Source organism: Rhodoferax sp. LS1P39, from assembly GCF_056521425.1.
Genome location: NZ_JBWMAV010000002.1, coordinates 608496 through 629291, shown reverse-complemented (window position 1 = coordinate 629291; position 20796 = coordinate 608496). Strand labels below are relative to the sequence as shown.

The window sequence follows — 20796 nt, the reverse complement described above, 5'->3', positions numbered from 1 at the left end:
TTAAGCGCAGCCCCCATCCCAACCTTCCCCCGGAGGGGAAGGAGCCACGCGCATGCAATCAGGCGGGCTGGGCTTCTTTTTGGCGCGCTGCTGCCACGGCCTGGGTCAGGTAGGCCATGCTGGAAGCCAGTTGCTGCTCGATCTCGGCCTCGGACGCGGCGGCGATTTCTTCGGCGAAGGGCTCGAACGACACAAATCCTGCATAGCCCGCGTCCAGCAGCGTGCCGAGCTGCGCGGCATTGCCCAGGCGGTCGCTGGAACCCACCAGCACGCGGTGGCTGTCGCGCATCTGGTTGGGGGTCAGGGCGGTGTCTTCCACGCCCGAGATGTGGATGAGGCCGGTGTGCTCGGGGAAGAACAGGCCTTCGCCCGCCAGGTGGTGGTGGAAGGTGTCGTGCACCAGCTTGAAGGTGCTGCCGCCGCCAATCTCGTCGATGGCGCGCACGGCCTGCGACTTGCGGCGCACGGCGCATTCTTCGAAGCCCAGGGGCTCGACCAAGCCGACCAGCTTGGCAGCTTCCAGCAGGGGCTTGAGCTGGGTCAGGGCGTTGACCAGATCGAGGTGGCGCTGATCGGCGGTGCGGTGGTCGCGCAGGTCGTTGGTGGGGCAGAGCACCAGGGCTTCGGCTCCGCAGGCCACGGCGTAGGCAATCATCTCTTGCGCTTCCGCCAGGCGCTTGGCATCGAACTGCTCGAAGCGCTGCAGGGCGTTGATGGAGCGGATGGTCAGGCCCTGGGTCTTGGCGGCAGCGCCGATGTCGGCAGCCTTGGCACCGTTGACCATTTCAGCCTCGGGCAGGTCGTTGCGGATTTCGATGGCGCCCACACCCAGGCGTTGGGTCATGGCGGCGAAAGCCGCGAAGGGGATGCGGGGGGCGCTGATGCGGTTGATGGAAAAAGGGATGCTGGTGGTCATGGGGTTTGTCTCCTGGAATAAACGGGCTGAAATGTGGGCTGGGATGGCCGCCACTTTAGACAGGCCGTGCCGCTTTGGCAGCCGGTTTTTTGACCATTTATGGTCATTTCTAAGGGTTTACCTTGAAGTTAAATTCGAATTTAAATTTTTTTGGAAAATTATTTTCGTTTGTCGAAAATCCCCGTATAGTCCGGCATCTTGGTTCCCGCCGTTGCCCTGTTCAGGCGGATTTTTTGTGTTTTCTTCTCTGGTAAACCCTATGAAAAACGTTGCTGTATTCGGTGCCGGTCGCATTGGCCGTATCCACTCTTCCAATATCGCCGCACTGCCCGGTGTCAAGCTGCAAGCCGTGTGCGACCCGGTGCCCGCCGCCGCCGCCGATTTGGCGCAACAACTCGGTGCCCAGGTGTCCACCATCGAAGCCGTGCTGGCCGACAAGAGCATTGATGCCGTGGCCATCTGCTCGTCCACCGCCACCCACAGCGACCTGATCACCCGCGCCGCCGCCGCAGGCAAGCACATTTTTTGCGAAAAGCCGGTCGATCTGTCTGTGCCCCGCGCCGTGGCCTGTGCCGAAGCCGTCAAGGCCGCCGGTGTGGCCTGCATGATCGGCTTCCAGCGCCGTTTCGACCCCACCTTCAACGATGCCAGCCGCCGCCTGGCCGCCGGTGACATTGGCAAGCCCGAGATGCTGATCATCACCAGCCGCGACCCCGGCGCGCCCCCGGCCGACTACATCAAGGCCTCCGGCGGCATCTTCCGCGACATGCTGATCCACGACCTGGACGTGTTCCGCTGGATCCTGTGCGCCGACGGCGACGAAGCCGTCTGGCTCAGCGCCACCGGCTCGGTATTGACCGACCCCGCCATTGCCGACCTCGGCGACGTGGACAGCACCGCCGTGACCATCCGCACCAAATCCGGTCGCCTGTGCCAGATCAACACCACCCGCCGCGCCGCCTACGGCTACGACCAGCGCTTTGAAGTGCTGGGCTCGGGCGGCTTGCTGCAATGCGGCAACCAGACCCCTTCGGCCGTGGTGCAGTGGGATGCCGTTGGTATCCGCGCCGACAAGCCCGAAGCCTTCTTCCTGCAACGCTACGCTGCGGCCTACAAGCTGGAAATGGCGCACTTCTTTGAATGCCTGCAGACCGGCTCGCCGTTCAAAACCACGGTGGCCGACGGCGTGGCAGCGCAAAAGCTGGCCGATGCCGCCGCGGAAAGCTGCAAGAGCGGCCAACCCATCCTGTTCTAAGCCATGGCTGCCGCGAAACCTTTACGGATAGGTATTGCCGGCCTGGGCCGCCTGGGCCAACGGCACGCGGAGGCCTTGGCTTTCCGCACCCGCCACTGCAGCCTGGTGGCGGCCTGCAGCCCGGTGGCCAGCGAGCGCGCCTTTGCGGGCGAGCAGTTGGGCATCGGTCGTCTGTATGACGACTTCGACGCGTTCATTGCCGACCCGGATATCGACGCAGTGGTGCTGGTCACCCCCACCTCGCTGCACGCCAACCAGGCGATTGCCGCGCTGGAAGCAGGCAAGCATGTGTTTGTGGAGAAGCCGCTGGCGCTGAACCTCGCCGACTGCGAACGCGTGCTGGCCGTGGCCGACAAGCACCCGGACCAAGTGGCCATGGTGGGCTTTGTGCGGCGCTTTGACCCCAGCTACCAGGCCGCGCAGGCCAGCGTGGCGGCGGGCGAGATCGGCAAGCCGTTTCTGGTGCGCAGCCAGACCTGCGACCAAAACGACCCCGAAGGCTTCTTTGTGCGGTTTGCCCCCACCTCGGGCGGCATCTTCATGGACTGCAGCGTGCACGACATCGACCTGGCGCGTTGGATGCTGGGCCGCCCCAAGGCCTTGCGCGCTTTTGCCACCGGCACCAACGCGCTGCACCCGGCGCTGGCCGAGTTTGGCGATGTGGACAACGGCCTGGCCGTGGTGGAGTTTGAAGGCGGTGCCAAGGCGGTGTTGTACGCCTCGCGCACCATGGCGCACGGGCACGAAACCAGCACCGAAGTGATCGGCACGGCAGGCAAGCTGCTGGTGGGCGAGCACGCCGCACGCGACCGCGTGGTGCGCAGCGACAGCCTGGGCGTGCGCCACGCGGTGCTGGGCGACTTTTACGAGCGCTTCGAAGCCGCCTTTGCCGCCGAAATGGCTGCGTTTGTGGCCGCCTGCCGGGGTGTGCAGCCGCTGACGCTGACCTTGTCGGACGCACTGGAAGCCACCCGCATCGGGCTGGCGATTGCCAAGTCGCTGCGCAGCGGGATGCCAGAAGCGGTCTGAACCGGTTCTTTCCTGCCAACGGGCGGTGTACGGGTGCAAGCCTGTATACCGCCCGTTGGCTTTTGGCCTTGTGCACTCCGCAGTCGCCTTGGTTGCCGATAGTGCCTCAACACGGGTATGCTTCGACCCGTAAACTAATTGCATTCGGGGTATGTACCTAGCGAGCCCGGGTCCTTTCTCGCTTGTTCGGCAAAAAATACTTTTCTGCTTTATCCATGGACCTTCCAACTACCTTCATAGACAAGCCGGTCGTGACCGTGTTGGTCGTGGACGACACGCCGGACAATTTGTCCCTGATGAGTTCGTTGCTCAAGGACCACTACAAGGTCAAGGTGGCCAACCATGGCGAAAAGGGCTTGCGCATCGCCAATTCCGATGCGCCGCCTGACCTGATCCTGCTCGACATCATGATGCCCGACATGGACGGCTACGAGGTCTGCCGCCGTCTCAAGGCCGAGCCGCGCACCCGCCATATCCCGGTGATCTTTCTCACCGCCAAGTCCGAGGTGGAAGACGAGACCAAGGGCCTGGAGCTGGGCGCGGCCGACTACATCACCAAGCCCATCAGCCCATCCATCGTGCTGGCGCGCGTGCATGCCCATCTGGCGCTCAAGGCCTCGGCCGACTTTTTGCGCGACAAGAGCGAGTTTTTAGAGCAAGAGGTGGTGAAGCGCACGCAGGAAGTGCATGCCATCCAGGACGTGACCATCATGGCCATGGCCTCGCTGGCCGAAACCCGCGACAACGAAACCGGCAACCACATCCGCCGCACCCAGATGTATGTCAAGCGCCTGGCCGAGCAGCTCCGGGACCACCCGCGCTTTTCCAGCTTTTTGACCGATGCCACGATCGAGCTGCTGTTCAAGTCGGCACCGCTGCACGACATCGGCAAGATCGGCATTCCCGACAATATTTTGCTGAAGCCCGGCAAGCTGACCCCGGAAGAATTCGAGATCATGAAGACCCACAGCCGCCTGGGCCGGGATTCGATCGAGGATGCCGAGCGGCGGCTGGGCATGGAGGTGGCGTTTTTGACGCTGGCCAAGGAAATCGCCTACAGCCACCAGGAAAAATGGGACGGCTCAGGCTACCCCGAAGGCTGGGCGGGCGATGCCATCCCGATCTCTGCCCGCCTGATGGCGCTGGCCGATGTGTACGACGCGCTGATCAGCAAGCGCGTCTACAAGCCCGCCTTCAGCCACGAAGAGGCCTGCCGCATCGTGGTGCAGGGCCGGGGCACCCACTTTGACCCCGACATCTTGGATGCGTTTGTGGCCATTGCGGACGATTTCCAGAAAATCGCCCTGGCCTACAGCGACAACGACTGATCCGTTAGAAGGGCGCGTCTTCGCTCTTTGCGGCATCTGCAGCTGGAGCGGCTTCTTCTGCAACTTCAATGGTTTCTGCCGATGGTGCCTGGCGCAAAGTCGCCTTCTCGCCCGCGCTGGCAAACTTGCTGTACTTGCCCAGCACCGACACCAGTTGGCCGTACACGCGGGGGTTGCCGGCCATGCATTCCTTCTGCTCCAGGAAGTCGGCTTCGCCGGTGAAGTTGCCCACCAGGCCACCGGCTTCGGTGATCAGCAGCGAGCCCGCGGCCACGTCCCAGGGGTTCAGGCCGGACTCGAAGAAACCATCGGTGAAACCTGCGGCCACATAGGCCATGTCCAGTGCCGCCGCGCCAGGGCGGCGGATGCCAGCCAGCTTGGGCATCAGGTCGGACATCATGCCCAGGTAGTTCTTGAAGTTGTCACCCGGGCGGAACGGGAAGCCGGTGGAAATCAGGCATTCGTTCAGGCGCACGCGCTTGGAGACGCGGATGCGGCGCTCGTTCATGTAGGCGCCACGGCCTTTGGTGGCGGTGAACAGGTCGTTGCGGGTGGGGTCGAAAACCACGGCTTGTTCGATCTTGCCCTGCACGGCCAGCGCGATGCTGACGCAGTAGAACGGAAAGCCGTGGATGAAGTTGGTGGTGCCGTCGAGCGGGTCGATGATCCACACAAATTCGGAATCTTTGGCGCCAAACTCTGAACCCGATTCTTCTGCCAGGATGCCGTGGCCAGGGTAGGCCGTGGTCAGCGTCTCGATGATCACTTTCTCAGCCGCCTGGTCGACTTCGGTGACGAAATCGTTGATCTGCTTCTGGTTGATACGTACCGCTTCGACATCGAGTGCCGCACGGTTGATGAGCTTGCCAGCTTCGCGGGCGGCCTTGACGGCCACGTTCAGCATCGGGTGTAGGTTTGGGAGCGCCATAGATTTTTAAGAAGAGCAAAAGAAGAGCGGCCAGGCGATGCAGGCAGCGACAATCGCAGGATTTTACCCGCCCCACCGTTTCAGCCATGCAAAGCCGTTTTATTCTGATCCAACCCAGCCACGCTGGCAATGTGGGTGCTACCGCCCGCGCCATGAAAGTCATGGGCTTTGACGACCTGGTGCTGGTCAACCCGCGCTGGCCGAATGTGCTGCGCCGCCTGGAAACCATACAGCGCGCCAGCGGTGCCCTGGACGTGCTCCACAACGCCCGCATCGTCGCCACGCTGGACGAAGCACTGGACGGCATGGACCACCTGTGCGCCACCGCCATGACCCCGCGCGATTTCGGCCCGCCCACCACCACGCCGCGCCCGCATTTTGAAATGCTATTGAAAAGAGAGCTGTCTACGCTGATGAATTCAGCGCAAGAGGCCGATTTGGCACTGAAAAGGCCCGAGGGCGTCGCTTTCCTGTTTGGCTGCGAACGCTTTGGCATGGCCAACGAAGACGTGTACCGCTGCCATGTGGCATTGAGCATTCCCACCAACCCGAACTTCGGCTCGCTCAACTTGGCCGCCGCCGTGCAGCTCATCGCCTACGAATGGCGCATGGCGCTGGGCGGCTACGGCGTGGAGGCCGCCACCCCGCCGCCCGTGCAGGCCGACGCGCGCCAGGTGGGCGGCATGCTGGCGCACTGGGAGCAGGCATTGACGGCGCTGGGCTTTCTGGACCCCGCCGCGCCCAAGAAGCTGATGCCGCGCCTGAACCAGCTGTTCAACCGCGCCCAGCCGCTGCAGGAAGAAATCCACATCCTGCGCGGCATCGCCAAAGCCATTACCCAAGCTGCGGGCAAAGCGAAACCTGAAATGAACGACTAGACTTCGACCATGTTCTCCCGCCTCCGCTCCGACATCCGCTGCATCCTCGACCGCGACCCCGCTGCGCGCACCACCTGGGAGGTGCTGACCTGCTACCCCGGCCTGCATGCGGTGGTGCTGCACCGCCCGGCCCACTGGTGCTGGCACCACGGCTTCAAGTGGCTGGGGCGGTTTATCTCGCACATCGCGCGGGGGCTCACCGGTATCGAAATCCACCCCGGTGCCAAGCTGGGCGAGCGGGTGTTCTTTGACCACGCCATGGGGGTGGTGGTGGGCGAAACCGCCGAAATCGGTGACGGCTGCACCATTTACCAGGGCGTGACGCTGGGTGGCACCTCGCTGTACAAGGGCACCAAGCGCCATCCCACGCTGGGCCGCGACGTGGTGGTCAGCGCCGGGGCCAAGGTGCTGGGCGGCTTTACCGTGGGCGATGGCGCGAAGATCGGCTCCAACGCGGTGGTGATCAAGCCCGTGCCGGCAGGGGCCACTGCGGTGGGCATTCCGGCCCGCATCATTCTGCCCAAGGACGGCCCCGCCGGGGATGCCGCCATGGCCACGCCGCGCTTTTCGGCCTACGGCATCACCCCCGACGGCGACCCGATTGGCGAAGCCATGCGCGGCCTGATCGACAGCGCCTCCAGCCAGGAGCACCAGATTGCGCTGCTCTGGCAGGCCATCGAAAAGCTCTCGGCCACCCAGACCACGCCCGACTGCGTGCCCTGCGACGCGGCCCGCACCGAGTGCTTCGAGGCCGAGAAATTCACGCAACTGGTGGGGAAGTAACTGCGCTCGGGGCCACCCGCAGCAGCGCATACCAGTCCAGCTTGCGGGTCAGCGCCATCACCCCGGCCAGTACCGCGAACAGGGCTAGCGCGCCCACCACCATCGCCGTTTGCTCCAGTTGCAACAGCACAAACAGCAGACCGTACAGCGCCGCAATGCCTAGGCCAAACGGCAGGCCGCGCCGCCAGCTGTGCAGCATGTGGCTGGCGTAATAGGCCAGCAGCAGCACGCAAGCACTGGCGGCCAGCGCATAGGCGGTGTTGAAGGCCAGGTGTTCCGACAGACTCACCAGCAGCAAAAAGAAGATGCTGATGGCCGCGCCCACCAGAAAGTACTGGATGGGGTGTACCCGCAGCCCGCGCATGCACTCAAACAGCCCCACCGCGCAGAAGGTCAGCACGATGAACAGCAGGCCGTATTTGGTAGCCCGGTCGGACAGCGAATAGGTGTTGATCGGGTCGATAAAGCCCAGCCCCAGGGTTTCCACACAGGCCGAGCCGTGGCTGCTTGCATCTACCGCCGTGGTGTGGGCGACGGCGTATTCGGCACTGTCCGCCGCGCTGCGTGGGACCATGCTGGCACTGCACAGCGCGCCTCCGTCCACCACCGCCTGCTGGGCACTGCTGGCCAGTGCCGAGACGCGCCAACTGGCTTCAAAACCCTGGTCGCTGATCGTGCGCTCGGCGGGCAAAAACTGCCCTTCAAAACGCGGGTGCGGCCAGTTAGACGACAGGCTGATCTGCGTCGCACTGCCCAGTGGCACGAAGTTCAGCGCCTCGGTGCCCAGCAGCTCCAGCTCCACCTCGGCGCGCAGCGGCGTAGCCAGTGTGGTGTTGGCGGGCAGGCTGGCCTGCACCCCGCGCGGGTAGGCGCTGTGTTGGGTGCCCGCTTGCACGGTTTGCGGCTGGCCGTTGACCTGCACCACCGCCTGGCGGATGCCGCGCGCGTCGCTCACCGCCAGCATCAGCACCGGCGGACCGCAGCGCACGGTCCCCCCCGCGTGCCGCGCCTGGCTGGCCAGGCCTTGCAGGTCCGCCCACTGGGCCGACAGCTTGGCTTTGAGGGTGAACACCTGGGTGGCGTGCAGGCCACGCGCCCGCGCCTCCACCTGGCTGGTGCTGACCACATTCAGCGTGCTGGGCGCGGCCACCAGGTTGAAACTTTGCCGCTCCAACACCACACCTTTGTCACCGGTGTGGCTCCATTCCTCGGTACAGGCGCGGTGCACCAGCGGCCCCAGCACGGTCTGGCTGCCCGCCAGGCTGCGGGCCACGCTGTCGACCGCGCTCTGGTGCCGCCATTGGCGCTCTTGCACCAGGTCGGTAATCTGGGCCAGGCCCAGCAGCAGCAAGACTGCCACCACCAGCAGCCCGGCAAATTTGCCAAAAATCAATGCTTTCATCGCCCACTCCTTGTTGAAAGCGGCCAGTTTCTGGGGCGCTCGTGAGGGCAGGGTGAAGTCTGTGAAGTGGCTGTGAAGAGGCTAGGGAAACTGCAGCGTCAAGCGCAAACCGGGGTGGGTGTTTTCAATGTGCAGCGTGCCGCCATGCAGCGCCATGGTCTGCGCCACGATGGCCAGGCCTAGGCCCGAGCCTTTGGTGATGCCATCCGGGCGCACGGTGGAGAAGAATTTTTGCCCCAGCTTGGGCAGGGCAAAGTCGGGCACGCCGGGGCCATCGTCCTGCACCACGATGCTGCGGCCCACGGCGGCCAGGGTAGTGCGGCCCCCGGGCGGCGCAAACGCGGCGGCGTTGTCCAGCAGGTTGGCCAGCGCCAGGGACAGCAGGGCGGGCTCGATACGCACCACCTCGGCACTGTCGCTTGCTATCAAGGTAATAGCTAGTTGCGCCCTTTCCACCAGCGCCTGGGCCATAAAAGATGCCAAAAAATCGGCCAGCACCAGGCTCTGCGGCTGGTGCAGTTCCTGGCGTTGCTCCAGCTTGCTGAGTTCCAGCAGGCGGTCTACCAGCGACTGCAGGCGCTGGGTTTGCGCCAAGATGTCGGTGGCGAATGCCTGGCGGTCGGGCTCGGGCAGCGGGTCTTGCAGCAGCTCGCCCGCGCCACGGATGGCGGCCAGCGGGCTTTTGAGTTCGTGCGTCAAAGCACGGACATAGCCCTCGATGTAGTCACGCCCCTCGACGCGCTGGCGCATGGCCTGCATAGCCTGGGCCAGCTCGCCCAGCTCGCCCTGGATGCGCGGCAGCGGCAGCTTTTTGCCCGATTCCATGGCGTTGGCGTAGCGGCGCAGCTGGCGGATGCTGTGCACCACCCACAGCGTCACCGCCACCCCCACCGCGGCAGACAGGCCCAGCAGCCAAAACCCGCTGACCAGAATCTTGCGCTCGGCCCGGTCGATGAAGGCCTGCACCGTGGCCACTGGCTTGGCCACCGTCAGCACGCCGATCACGCGGCCCTGGTCGGTGACCGGCGCGGCCACGTACAGCACCGAGCTGCGGTCGTCGGCGTACACCTCGCGGGTGGCGCGGGCCCCGTACTCGCCGCGCAAGGTGCGGGCCACGTCGCGCCATTGCGAATAGTCTTGCCCCAGGGCGGCGTGGGCCGAGTCGAACACCACCAGGCCCTTTGCATCGGTGACGTAGACGCGGAAGTCCAGCGACTGCTTGTCCAGCCCCCAGATGCGAGCATCGATGGGACGCCGGGCATAGGCTGCCACCTGGGTGGCAAATGGTCCCTGGGCCATGCGGCCCGCACGCAGGTCGTCAGCGGCCAGTTCGGCCAGGATGTTGGCGGTGTCCACCATCATGTCTTCCATCACCTCGCGCACGCTGGGCTTGACCTCGGCCACGAAAATCCGCAGCACAAAAATCCCCGCCAGCCCGGTGATCAGGAAAAAGCCGAACAGGATGCGGATGCCTAAATGCACGGCTAGCTTTGCGCCGAGACCGAGTAGCCCAAGCCCCGGTGGGTGGTGATCGGGTCGCGCTCGGGGGTGATCTGCTGCAGCTTGGCGCGCAGGGTTTTGATGTGCGTGTCCACCGTGCGGTCGGCGCTGTCCGAGTCATGGCCCCACACGGCGGCCAGCAGGGCATCGCGGCTGCGCACCCGGCCCGGCTGGCGCAGCAGCTCGGCCAACAGGCCCAGCTCGCGCCGCGTCAGCGCCAGCGGCTGGCCCTGCCAGGTGGCACGCTGGCTGTCGGAGTCCAACGTGAAGCCGGTGGGTGGTGGTGCTGCCACCGCCGGGGCCGTGGCACGGCGCAGCAGCCCGCGCACCCGCGCCACCAGCTCGCGCGGGCTGAACGGCTTGGTCACGTAGTCATCCGCCCCCAGCTCCAGCCCCACCACGCGGTCGATCTCCTCGCCGTGGGCGCTCAGCACCAGCACCGGCAAATGCTGCAGCGCCGGGGTGGCCCGCACATGGCGGCACACGTCCAGCCCCGAGCCGTCAGGCAGCCCGATGTCCAGCACCAGCGCATCCGGCGCTGCCAGGGCCAATTGCCGCAATGCATCCGCCACCAGCAGGCAATGCGTCACCCGCAGCCCCGCGCGCTCCAGGGCATAGACCACGGTTTTGGCGATGGCCGGGTCGTCTTCTAGCAGGAGGATGTGGGGTGGGGGCATGGGCGCGTAGACTGGTCGGCGGGAGGCGAAGGCGGTAGGATAAGCCATGTCCTACGCCCAACCCCAACACCGTTTTGATGCCGATGCCTACCTGGTTTGGGAGGCTAACCAGAGTGAGCGCCATGAATACTTTCAGGGCGAAGTCTTTGCGATGGCGGGTGGAACGGAGAACCACAACACGGTGGCCTTGAATGCCGCCGTGGCTTTGCGCAGCCATCTCAAAGGCACGCCCTGCAAGGTGTTCATTTCCGATATGCGGGTGCATGTGGCGACTGCGGATGCCTATTTCTACCCCGATGTCGTGGTTCGTTGCCAGCCAAAGACTCCTCTCGACGGAAAGGCGGTATCGACGGATACGCCCGTGCTGGTCATCGAAGTCCTGTCCGACAGCACTGCCACCTGGGACCGGGGCGGTAAGTTCGCGGCCTACCGGCAACTGCCCAGCCTGCAAGAGTACGTGCTGATCGACCCGCAGGTCCGCACGGTCGAGCTGTACCGGCGCAACGCGGCCCAGCGGTTTGAACTCTATGCCTGGGATGCCCGCAACCCCGGGCCTTGCGAATTTGCCAGCGTGGGGCTGCTGTTGCCCCTGGAGGATGTGTTCGAGGGCGTGGTGATGGACCCACCCTTCGATGCCGCCGCTGCCTGAAAACTACAAGCCTTTTAGGCCCCTCGTGCTTATTCCATAAGCACAAGCAGCTCTATTTTAAATAGCAATCTAGTCCGCCATCACCCGTGCCGTGCCGGACACGCGGACCGAGCTGCCCGGCGTGTCGGACAGTTCGGCCCGCAGCAGCGAGCGCATGCCCATGTCTTCGCCTTGCACCACGTCGATGCGGCCCGCGTGCGGCCAGGTGATGTCGCGCAGGTAGCCTGCGAGAGCGGCGGTGGCGGCTCCGGTGGCGGGGTCTTCCAGCACGCCGCCCCCGGCAAAGGCGTTGCGGGTGTGCAGGCGCTGGGCGGATTCGGCGAACACCCACACGATGGTGGTCAGGCCTGCGCTGCGCATCAGCGTGCGGCCTGCGGCCAGGTCGTATTGCATGGCAGCCAGGGCAGAGCGGGTTTTGAGTGCCAGCACCAGATGGTCGGCACCGCCGTGGGCCAGGGCGGGCGGGATGCGTGGGTCCAGGTGGTCTGGCGTGTAGCCAAACAAGGCCAGGGCGGCATCCACCAGCGCCTTCGGGGCGGGCTGGCTGCGGGTGGGAGGTGACTGCAGCGCGGCTGCCACGGTGGCGCCCTCGCGGCGGCCTTCGACAGTGACGTGGGCGTGGTTCAGCGCCAGCGCAAACACGCCGTCGCCCTGCTGCAGCGCCAGGGCGGTACCCAGGGCAATGGTGGCGTGGCCGCAGAAGGGGACTTCACTCTCGGGCGAGAAGTAGCGCACGCGCCAGCCGTCGCCCACCGGTGTGGCAAATACGGTCTCTGAAAAGCCTACCTGGGCGGCGATGCGCTGCATGTCGGCATCGGGCGGCAGTGCGTCGGCCAGCACCACACCAGCCGGGTTGCCGCCGCTGGGGCCGTCGGAGAAGGCGGCGATTTTCTGGATGTGCATGGGGTTCTTTCTACAGCAGGTGGGCGACATGCGGCCCCAGCGAGGCCAGGTTCACAAAGCTGAGTGCGTGCAGGGCCGACAGCCCGGCGGCTTGCGCGTCGCTGAGGTCGGCGGCGCACAGGATGAAGCGGCTGCGGTCGATGCCCAGGCGGTGGCGCAGGCGCAGGCAGGCGTCGATGTCATTGCGCGTTGCCGTGGTGGTGCAGGCCACGCACACGGGCGGCTGGCCTGGCGGCAGGAACAGCACGTCCACCGTGTGCTGCACCTCCTGGCTGGGCACCAGCTTGGCACCCCGGGCGCAGGCATGGCCGGGTGCGCGGTGGGTGAACAGGTCTTGCAGGCGCAAAAACACCGCCCGTTGCAGCCAGCCGCCGTCGAAGAAGTCGCGGATGGTAACGGACGGGCGCAGCGTCAGCTGGATGGCTTTTTCGGGCTTTTGGTACTGGTAGCGGGCAAAGAAGCTGCGCACGTACAGCCAGCCGCACAGGGTGTTGACCGCCTGCGCGTCCTGCGGGGCCTGGCTGCCCAGGTCCAGGTGCACTACGGTGTGGCTGTTGCGGTAGGCGTAGCCGATGCGTTCGATCAGCTCGGCAAACCGGTTGTATTGCGCGCCGATCTGGCGCGCTGCGTCGTCGAAATAGCCGTGGGTATCGACCTGGGCGTGCTCGAAGCGGATGTCGATCTGGCGGGCGGCAAACCAGGCGGTGAGCGGGGCGGTGTGCTTGCTGTCCACGCTGGCCAGCAGCGGCAGCAGGGTGGCAGGCAGGGTGTACGGTGCGGGTGCGCTGGGGATGTCGGAGTTGTCGAGTGTCTGTAGGGCCTTGATTTCGCGCAGCGCAGCAGAGTAGCGCTTGATCAGCTTCTCCACGAAAAACACTGTGCCGTAGACCACGCAGGGCGCGCCGCAGCGGGCACAACCAATCTTTTCGCCGACCGGGGTGGACGTGTCTTCAGCGACAAAGCTGCACTGCTTGCATCGGTAAATCGGCATGGCAGGGTTACTCTGTTTTTGAGAGCAGCTTGTGCTTATGGAATGGGCACGGGGGCCTCATTTGGCTATATTTTTGGTGCCCGCAGCGCCGACTTGGGCCGAAACGCCTTGCACACCGCGTCATCGCTCTCCAGGTACGGCCCGCCGATCAAATCGATGCAGTAGGGCACCGCCGCAAAGATGCCGGGCACGCCGCGCTCGGGCAGGCCTTCCAACGTCTCGGCAATGGCCTTGGGCTGGCCGGGCAGGTTCAGGATCAGCGCCTGGCCGCGGATGACGGCGGTTTGGCGCGACAGGATGGCGGTGGGCACAAACTGCAGGCTGATCTGGCGCATCTGCTCGCCAAAGCCGGGCATGACCTTGTGGGCTACGGCCAGGGTGGCCTCGGGGGTCACGTCGCGCAGGGCCGGGCCGGTGCCGCCGGTGGTCAGCACCAGGCTGCAACCGGCATCGACCAGCTCGATCAAGGTGGCGCTGATGGTGGCCTGCTCGTCGGGGATCAGGCGGGGGACAAATTCAATCGGGTTCTTCAGGGCGCGGGTCAGCCAGTCTTGCAGGGCGGGCAGGCCCTTGTCTTCGTACACGCCAGTGCTGGCCCGGTCGCTGACCGAAACGATGCCGATCTTGACCGGATCGAAGGTGCTCATTCTTCCGCCGTGTCGGCTATGGTGCCGTCGTTCAGCGGGCCGTCGATGTCGGCCAGTTGCTCGCGCACCAGCTGGAAGATGTCGCGGTAGGCGCGGCCATGGCGGGGCAGGGCACCGGGCTTTTCGGGCACCAGGTCTTTGCGGGCCTGGCGCACCAGGGCACGCAGCTGCTGGGAGTCGGTTTGCGGGAACTCTGCAATCCACTCGCCAAAGGCATCGTCTTCAGCGATCAGGCGGTTGCGCCAGGTTTCGGCCTTGTGCAGGGCCAGGTTTTCCTGCGCCGAGCCCGAGTGCTGGATTTTCAGCGTAGCGCGGATTTCGTCGAGCTTTTCGGGCTCTTGCTTGCGCATGAGTTTGCCGATGAACTGCATCTGGCGGCGCTTGCCTTCGAAGTTGGTGATGCGCTTGGCTTCCAGCACCGCGTCATGCAGCTTCTCGGTGAGTTGCAGCTTGGTGAACAGGTCCAGGCGCAGGGTCAGCAGGCTTTCGCCCAGGGCTTGCAGTTCGTCGCTTTCTTTCTTGAGGTCGGTGCGGCTGGAGGCATCCGTGCCCTTGAGTTCGGCTTTGAGCTGGATGTCCAGTTCGCTCCCTTCGGCAACGAATTTGCCCTGGACGTAATAGCCTTTGGTGAGTTTGCGTGACATGTTTTTAGTGCGATGGGCGCGGTGAGCGGGGTATCCGATGGGGGTGCCGCAGAGTGGGCGGCGTGGCCGGTATCATAGCCGCCACCATGAAAAAACCAGTTTCCAACTCCTCTGAACCCGCAACCGGCTTCGCCTACAGCCGCCCCTTCTTCGAAGAACTCGTCGATAGCGCCCTGGCACACGCCAAAAAACTCGGTGCCACCAACGCCGGTGCCGAGGCTTCCGAGGGCTGCGGCCTGAGCGTTTCGGTTCGCAAGGGCGCGCTGGAAACCGTGGAACGCAACCGCGACAAATCCTTAGGCATCACGGTGTACGTAGGCAAGCGCCGGGGCAATGCCAGCACCTCCGATTTCTCCAAGGCCGCCATCCAGCAGACGGTGCAGGCGGCGTACGACATTGCGCGCTTCACTGCCGAAGACCCGTTTGCAGGCCTGCCGGATGCCAAGAACATCGCCAAGCGCCAGGTCGATCTGGACCTGTTCCACCCCTGGGCCATCACCAGCGAAGATGCCGCCCAGATCGCCATGGAATGCGAGGCTGCAGCCCTGCAAACCAGCAAGAAGATCACCAATAGCGAAGGCGCGGGCGTGTCGGCCCAGCAATCGCATTTCTTCAGCGCCCACACCAACGGCTTTCGCGGCGGCTATGCCAGCTCGCGCCATTCCCTGTCGGTGGCACCGATTGCGGGCAAGGGCAGCGGCATGCAGCGCGACTCCTGGTACAGCTCGATGCGCAGCGCCGAGGAACTCGCTTCGCCCGAGGCCGTGGGCCGCTACGCCGCGCAGCGTGCCCTGAGCCGCCTGAAGTCGCGCAAGATCCCCACGGTGGAATGCCCGGTGCTGTTCGAGTCGCCGCTGGCGGCCGGGCTGCTGGGCGGCTTTGTGCAGGCCGTGAGCGGCGGCGCGCTGTACCGCAAGAGCACGTTTTTGCTGGACTCGATGGGCAAGCAGATCTTCCCCAAGCACATCCAGTTGCTGGAAGACCCGTTTGTGAAGCGCGGCAAAGGCAGCTCGCCGTTTGACGACGAAGGTGTGCGCGTCAAGGCCCGCACCGTGGTGGACGCAGGCCGCGTCGAGGGCTACTTTTTGAGCAGCTATTCGGCCCGCAAGCTGGGCATGCAAACCACCGGCAACGCAGGCGGCTCGCACAACCTGGTACTGAGCTCCAGCCGCACCCGCCCCGGCGACGACCTGGATGCCATGCTGAAGAAGCTGGGCACGGGTTTGTTCGTCATCGAGCTGATGGGCCAGGGCGTGAACTACGTGACCGGCGACTACTCGCGTGGCGCCAGTGGCTTCTGGGTGGAAAACGGCGAAATCGCTTATCCCGTGGAAGAGATCACCATCGCAGGCAACCTGAAAGACATGTTCAAGGGCATCCAGGCGATTGGCGCGGATACCTACAACTATGGGGCGAAGACCGTGGGCTCGATTCTGGTTAACAAGATGAAGGTGGCTGGGAGTTGATGTAAGCCTTTTAGGCACCCAGCGCCCATTCCATAAGCGCCACCAGCTATTTAAATGATAGCTGGTGGCGTTTTTGTGTGCGGGGCTCTGGGTCGGGCTTATTTGCCGCGTTTCTTGGCCAGTTCGGCCTGCGTTTCCTGCCACAGTTCCATGCCCACATTGGTAGCGACCAGGGCGTTGACCTTGGTGAGTTTGTCGCGCATGCGAGCGGTCTCGGCGGGGGCGAGTTCGTTGATTTGCATGCCCTTGGTCTTCAGGTCGGCCAGGGCTTTGGCGGCTTCATCGCGGGTGTCTTTGCGCTCGAAGTCGCGGCTGGCCTTGGCAGCATCGAGCAGCACTTTTTGCTCGTCCTTGCTCAAGCCGTCCCACCACTTTTTGCTGGCCAGCACGATCCAGGGGCTGTAGACGTGGTTGGTCACGCTCAGGTATTTTTGCACCTCGTAGAACTTGCTGGAGACGATGGTGTTGAACGGGTTTTCCTGGCCGTCCACGGCCTTGGTTTCCAGCGCGCTGAAGAGTTCGCTAAACGGCAAGGGGATGGCGTTGGCACCCAGCGACTTGAAGCTGCTGAGGAAGACCTCGTTTTGCATCACCCGCAGTTTGATGCCGTCCATGTCTTCCAGCTTGGTGACGGGGCGTTTGTTGTTGGTCAGGTTGCGAAAGCCGTTTTCCCAGTAGACCAGGCCGACCAGGCCTTTTTCCTGCAGCTTGGCCATGACTTTCTGGCCGACCGGGCCGTCCAGCACCGCGTCGGCTTCGGCGGCGTTGTTGAACAGAAAGGGCGTGTCCCACAGCGCCATTTCCTTGGTGATGCCGACCAGGGTGGCGGTGGAGCCGACCATCATTTCCTGCGCGCCGCCGACCAGGGCCTGCTGCATCTGGGTGTCGGGGCCGAGGGCGGCGGCACCGATGGCGCGCAGCTTCATCTTGCCGCCCGAGGCTTTGGCGACCGCGTCGCTAAACACTTTGGCGGCGCGGCCCTGGTTGCTTTGCTCGTTCAGGCCATAGCCAAAGCGGATGATGCGTGGCTTGATGTCCTGGGCCAGCGCGTTGGTGGCGGCACCGACGGTAAGGGCGGCCAGGGTGGCGAGCGCGGTGCGGCGAAGTAGGTTTTTCATGGGGAGTCTCCTGGGGTAAATTGGAAAAAATGGTTTAGCGCATCCACGCGACGGGCGCGGTGACGAGCTGGGGAAAGGCCACAAACAGCAGCAGGATCAGCGTGTAGGTGATGAGGAAGGGGCTGACACCCTTGATGACGGTATGCATGGGCACCCGGCCCACGCCCGCCACCACGTTCAGCACCGTGCCCACGGGCGGAGTGATCAGGCCGATGGAGCCGTTGAGCACAAACATCAGGCCAAAGTACACCGGGTCGATACCGGCCTTGGCGGCGATGGGCAGCATCACCGGGGCGAAGATCAGGATGGTGGGTGTCAGGTCCAGCGCGGTGCCCACCACGACGAGCACCAGCATCATCACCAGCATCAGCAGGCGCGGGTTGTCCACCAGCGGGCCCAGCCAGCCGGTGAGCACCGAGGGCAGGTCGGCCAGGGTGATCATGTAGCTGGCCACCTGGGCCCCGGCGCACAGAAACATCACGATGGCGGTGGTCTTGGCGGCCCGCACCAGCACGCCGTGCAGGTCGCCAAAGTTCATCTCGCGGTGCACCACAAAGGCCACAAACATGGCGTAGAAGGCCGCCACCACGGCGGCTTCGGTGGGGGTGAAGACCCCGCTTTTCATGCCGCCGATGATGATCACCGGCATCAGCAGCGCCCAGAAGGCCCGCGCCGATACCAGCAGGCGCTGGGCAATGGGCAGGGGGGCATCGGCCTGCACGGTGAACTTGCGCAGCTGCATCTTCCAGGCAATGACCAGGCCCAGGCCCATCATCAGGCCGGGGGCAATCCCGGCGATGAACAGCGAGGAGATGGAAGTGTTGGTGGTGACGCCATAAATCACAAACGCCATCGACGGCGGGATGATGGGGCCGATCACGCCACCCGCCGCAATCAAGCCGGCCGACGGGCCCACCGGGTAGCCGTGCTTGCGCATCATGGGCAGCAAAATGGTGGACATGGCGGCGGCATCGGCCAGCGCCGAGCCCGACATGGCCGACAGCATGATGGCCGTGCCGATGGTCACATAACCCAGCCCGCCGCGCACATGGCCAAACCAGGCCTGCGCCATGTCGATGATGCGGCGGCTGATGCCGCCCGAATTCATCAGCTCACCGGCCAGAATGAAAAATGGCACCGCCAGCAGCGGAAAGCTGTCCACCCCGGCCACCAGGTTTTGCGCCAGCAACTGGGTGTCCCAGAAGTCCAGCACATAGGCCATGCCCGCGCCGGTGAGCACCAGCGCCAGCCCCATGTTCATGCCAATCCCCATCAGCACCAGCATGCCGAGGGAGAAAACGATAAATGCTTGGCCTTCGACCGACATCGCGATCACTCCAGGTCAGCGCCAGGACCGAGGTCCAGCGCTTGGTTACAGATAAGTTCGCGCAAGGCCATCAGGCCAATCGCCACCGAACACAGCAAGGCGGGCAGTGGCAGCAGGGCCGTGGAATAGCCCAGCACCACCGACTGGCTGCCCAGGCCCACCTGCACCTGTTGGTACGCGCCCCAGGCCAGCAGGCTGCAGCCCAGAATCACCAGCAGCCGGACCAGTACCGCCACAGCGGCCAGCAGGCGCGGCTTGTCGCGCAGCGCCACCAGCAGGCTGTTGAAGGCCATGTGCTCGCCGGTGGGGTAGGCGGCGGTGGCACCGATGAACACCATCCACACAAACAGCAGGCGCGACAGCTCTTCGCTGGCGGCCACGCCGCTGCCAAAGCCGTAGCGCAGCACCACGTTGACAAAGACCGAGACGGCCATCACCGCCAGGCACAGGGCCATGGCGTTGTTGGCCAGGCGCTGCGGCCAGGGGGTGTGGGTGGGCATATCAAGCGGCTGCATCGGGGGTCTCCTGCGTCCAGCGGACGGCGTGGGGGGTGAGGGCGGCCAGGGTCTGGGTGGCATCCAGCGTCAGCACACCGGGCTCGCCCTGGGGCGCCTCCAGCGTGGCGAACTGGCTATCCACCAGATTGGCCTGGAAGTAGTGGCCGCCCGCGCGCTGCGCCACGCGGGTGCGGGCGGCATCGATGCTCAGGGCCAGGTGCACAAAGCGCAGGCCGGGCAGGGCGGCGCGCAACTGGTCGCGGTAGGCGCGCTTGAGAGCCGAGCAGGTCAGCACCGCACCACCGGGGTGCCGTTGCAGCTCGGCCCCAAGTAGCGCCAGCCAGCCTGTGCGGTCGGCATCGACCAGCGGGATGCCGGCGCGCATTTTTTCCACGTTGGCGGCGGGGTGAAAGTCATCCCCCTCCACCAACGGCCAGCCCAGGGCTTGGGCAACCGCGTGGCCCAAGCTGGATTTGCCGCATCCGGCAACGCCCATGACAACCAAAGAAACCATATTGGACAGCGCTATCCCAAGAGGGTTGAAAAAAGCAGGCCACCACGTGAACGCAGGGCCTGCGGAAAATCCGGGTCTGCAGTTTGCAAATTTGGACAGCGCTATCCTAAGGGCGATGCCAGGCTTCCGTGCTCAGGGTTTTCACCAGCTACTGCTACTTATTTTTGCGATGCCAGGAACCGCTAAAACCAGGGAAAGCCGTGGTTAGAATCGCCTCCAAACCCCATGGACAGCCCTCCCACTCCTCCTCTGCGCCGCCGCGCCACAGGCCGCGCCACCCTGGCCGATGTGGCCGCTGCCGCTGGTGTCAGCGCCATCACCGCCTCCCGGGCACTGCGCGGTGCGCGGGCGGTAGACCCGCTGCTGGTGGAGCGTGTGCAGGTGGCGGCGCAGCAACTCGGCTACGTGCCCGACCCCGCCGCGCGTGCGCTGGCCTCGGCCCGCAGCACGCATGTGGCGGTGCTGGTGCCGCTGCTGTCCAATGCCTTGTTTGTGGAACTGCTGGAGGCCGTGCAGGCCACCCTGGCCCCGGCGGGCTACCAGACGCTGATGGGTGTGACGCACTACCAGCCCGCCGAAGAAGATGCCTTGCTGCGCAGCTACCTGGCGCACCGCCCGGCGGGCCTGCTGGTCACCGGCCTGGACCGCAGCGATGCCGCCCGCCAGATGATTGCTGCCAGCGGTGTGCCCTGCGTGCATTTGATGGAGACCGCGCCCACCCCCGGTGTCTACGGCGTGGGCTTGTCACAGATGGATGCGGCCCGCACTCTCACCGAACACCTGCTGCAGCGCGGTCGCCGCCGCATCGCCTACGTGGCGGGCCAGCTGGATCCCCGGGTGATGCAGCGCGCCGATGGCTACCGGGCGGCCATGCGTGCCGCCGGTTGCTACGACCCGCAGCTGGAGGTGCTGGACCCTGCGCCCACCTCGATGGCGCTGGGCGCGCGCTTGCTGGAAGACCTGCTGGCGCGCCACCCCGATGTGGATGCGGTGTTTTTCTGCAACGACGACCTGGCCCAGGGCGGGCTGCTGGCGGCGCTGCGTTTGCAGGTGGCGGTGCCGCAGCGGATTGCGGTGGTGGGTTTCAACGATCTGGCGGGCAGCGACCAGATGCTGCCGCCGCTGACCACCATCCGCACCCCGCGGGCCGAGATCGGCACCCAGGCCGCCCGCATGCTGCTGGCGTTGATGCGCGGCCAGGATGTGCCGCAGAACGCGCTGGACCTGGGCTTTGAGCTGGTGGTGCGCGGCAGCAGCTGAATGTGGTTTTAGCGGCTTTTTTCAGTGCCGAAATAGCCACTCAGCGCTTATTCCATCAGCACGAGCAGCTCTCTTTATTCATTA

21 protein-coding genes are annotated in these 20796 nt (G+C 64.9%); 8 read left to right on the top strand and 13 right to left on the bottom strand.

Annotated features, from left to right (window positions below; translation table 11 throughout):
* Positions 1-58: 58 nt before the first annotated feature.
* Positions 59-916, bottom strand: a complete 858-nt coding sequence (locus AC097O_RS06295; protein ID WP_479591984.1) for a TIM barrel protein — start codon at positions 914-916, stop codon at positions 59-61.
* A 259-nt stretch (positions 917-1175) separates the two neighbouring features.
* Here AC097O_RS06295 and iolG point away from each other — a divergent pair, with 259 nt between their 5' ends.
* The 3 genes from iolG (at position 1176) to AC097O_RS06280 (ending at position 4528) form a co-directional block, all read left to right on the top strand.
* A complete protein-coding gene (gene iolG / locus AC097O_RS06290; RefSeq protein WP_479591983.1) occupies positions 1176-2171 on the top strand; it encodes an inositol 2-dehydrogenase in 996 nt (331 codons plus the stop codon).
* A gap of 3 nt (positions 2172-2174) precedes the next feature.
* Complete coding sequence (locus AC097O_RS06285; RefSeq protein ID WP_479591982.1) at positions 2175-3200, top strand: Gfo/Idh/MocA family oxidoreductase; 1026 nt, start codon at positions 2175-2177, stop codon at positions 3198-3200.
* A gap of 215 nt (positions 3201-3415) precedes the next feature.
* Positions 3416-4528, top strand: coding sequence for a response regulator (locus AC097O_RS06280; protein ID WP_479591981.1), 1113 nt, complete (start codon positions 3416-3418; stop codon positions 4526-4528).
* Positions 4529-4532: 4 nt separating this feature from the next.
* On the opposite strand, the gene AC097O_RS06275 is transcribed toward AC097O_RS06280, so the two are convergent.
* Complete coding sequence (locus AC097O_RS06275) at positions 4533-5432, bottom strand: inositol monophosphatase family protein (RefSeq protein ID WP_479591980.1); 900 nt, start codon at positions 5430-5432, stop codon at positions 4533-4535.
* A 110-nt stretch (positions 5433-5542) separates the two neighbouring features.
* Here AC097O_RS06275 and AC097O_RS06270 point away from each other — a divergent pair, with 110 nt between their 5' ends.
* Complete coding sequence (locus tag AC097O_RS06270) at positions 5543-6334, top strand: RNA methyltransferase (protein WP_479591979.1); 792 nt, start codon at positions 5543-5545, stop codon at positions 6332-6334.
* Positions 6335-6343: 9 nt separating this feature from the next.
* Positions 6344-7117: a serine O-acetyltransferase gene (gene cysE, locus AC097O_RS06265; RefSeq protein WP_479591978.1), complete on the top strand. Its 774-nt coding sequence runs from the start codon at positions 6344-6346 to the stop codon at positions 7115-7117.
* Here the strand turns inward: cysE and creD are convergent.
* The 3 genes from creD to creB form a co-directional block, all read right to left on the bottom strand.
* Positions 7095-8519: a cell envelope integrity protein CreD gene (gene creD / locus AC097O_RS06260; protein ID WP_479591977.1), complete on the bottom strand. Its 1425-nt coding sequence runs from the start codon at positions 8517-8519 to the stop codon at positions 7095-7097. The two genes, cysE and creD, sit on opposite strands and share 23 nt — an antisense overlap.
* Before the next feature lie 81 nt (positions 8520-8600).
* The gene (creC, locus tag AC097O_RS06255) at positions 8601-10001 is read right to left on the bottom strand and encodes a two-component system sensor histidine kinase CreC (protein ID WP_479591976.1); all 1401 of its coding nucleotides are present in this window, start codon (positions 9999-10001) and stop codon (positions 8601-8603) included.
* A 2-nt stretch (positions 10002-10003) separates the two neighbouring features.
* Entirely contained in the window at positions 10004-10696 is a 693-nt protein-coding gene (gene creB / locus AC097O_RS06250; protein ID WP_479591975.1) for a two-component system response regulator CreB, read from the bottom strand.
* Positions 10697-10742: 46 nt separating this feature from the next.
* On the opposite strand from creB, the gene AC097O_RS06245 reads away from it, so the two are divergent.
* Positions 10743-11345, top strand: a complete 603-nt coding sequence (locus AC097O_RS06245; protein WP_479591974.1) for a Uma2 family endonuclease — start codon at positions 10743-10745, stop codon at positions 11343-11345.
* 69 nt (positions 11346-11414) lie between these two features.
* Here AC097O_RS06245 and AC097O_RS06240 read toward each other — a convergent pair whose 3' ends face one another.
* The 4 genes from AC097O_RS06240 to yjgA form a co-directional block, all read right to left on the bottom strand.
* Complete coding sequence (locus AC097O_RS06240) at positions 11415-12248, bottom strand: PhzF family phenazine biosynthesis protein (RefSeq protein WP_479591973.1); 834 nt, start codon at positions 12246-12248, stop codon at positions 11415-11417.
* 10 nt (positions 12249-12258) lie between these two features.
* Complete coding sequence (locus AC097O_RS06235; RefSeq protein WP_479591972.1) at positions 12259-13239, bottom strand: hypothetical protein; 981 nt, start codon at positions 13237-13239, stop codon at positions 12259-12261.
* A gap of 65 nt (positions 13240-13304) precedes the next feature.
* Positions 13305-13886 (bottom strand): molybdopterin adenylyltransferase, encoded by a 582-nt coding sequence (gene mog, locus AC097O_RS06230; protein WP_479591971.1) that lies wholly within the window; start codon positions 13884-13886, stop codon positions 13305-13307.
* Complete coding sequence (gene yjgA / locus AC097O_RS06225; protein ID WP_479591970.1) at positions 13883-14530, bottom strand: ribosome biogenesis factor YjgA; 648 nt, start codon at positions 14528-14530, stop codon at positions 13883-13885. The genes mog and yjgA overlap by 4 nt, the downstream gene beginning before the upstream one ends.
* An 86-nt stretch (positions 14531-14616) precedes the next feature.
* Here yjgA and pmbA point away from each other — a divergent pair, with 86 nt between their 5' ends.
* On the top strand, positions 14617-15996 hold the full coding sequence (pmbA, locus tag AC097O_RS06220) for a metalloprotease PmbA (protein WP_479591969.1): 1380 nt from the start codon (positions 14617-14619) through the stop codon (positions 15994-15996).
* A 98-nt stretch (positions 15997-16094) separates the two neighbouring features.
* Here the strand turns inward: pmbA and AC097O_RS06215 are convergent, their stop codons facing one another.
* Genes AC097O_RS06215 through AC097O_RS06200 form a run of 4 tightly spaced genes read right to left on the bottom strand, consistent with a single transcriptional unit; the run spans position 16095 to position 19452 of the window.
* Positions 16095-17114: a TRAP transporter substrate-binding protein gene (locus AC097O_RS06215; protein WP_479591968.1), complete on the bottom strand. Its 1020-nt coding sequence runs from the start codon at positions 17112-17114 to the stop codon at positions 16095-16097.
* A gap of 34 nt (positions 17115-17148) precedes the next feature.
* Positions 17149-18441 carry a TRAP transporter large permease gene (locus AC097O_RS06210; RefSeq protein WP_479591967.1) on the bottom strand — a complete coding sequence of 431 codons (1293 nt, stop codon included), beginning with the start codon at positions 18439-18441 and terminating at the stop codon, positions 17149-17151.
* 5 nt (positions 18442-18446) lie between these two features.
* On the bottom strand, positions 18447-18956 hold the full coding sequence (locus AC097O_RS06205; RefSeq protein ID WP_479591966.1) for a TRAP transporter small permease: 510 nt from the start codon (positions 18954-18956) through the stop codon (positions 18447-18449).
* Positions 18943-19452: a gluconokinase gene (locus AC097O_RS06200; protein ID WP_479591965.1), complete on the bottom strand. Its 510-nt coding sequence runs from the start codon at positions 19450-19452 to the stop codon at positions 18943-18945. The genes AC097O_RS06205 and AC097O_RS06200 overlap by 14 nt, the downstream gene beginning before the upstream one ends.
* A 225-nt stretch (positions 19453-19677) precedes the next feature.
* On the opposite strand from AC097O_RS06200, the gene gntR reads away from it, so the two are divergent.
* Positions 19678-20712: an HTH-type transcriptional regulator GntR gene (gene gntR, locus AC097O_RS06195; protein ID WP_479591964.1), complete on the top strand. Its 1035-nt coding sequence runs from the start codon at positions 19678-19680 to the stop codon at positions 20710-20712.
* The last annotated feature ends 84 nt before the right edge of the window (positions 20713-20796 follow it).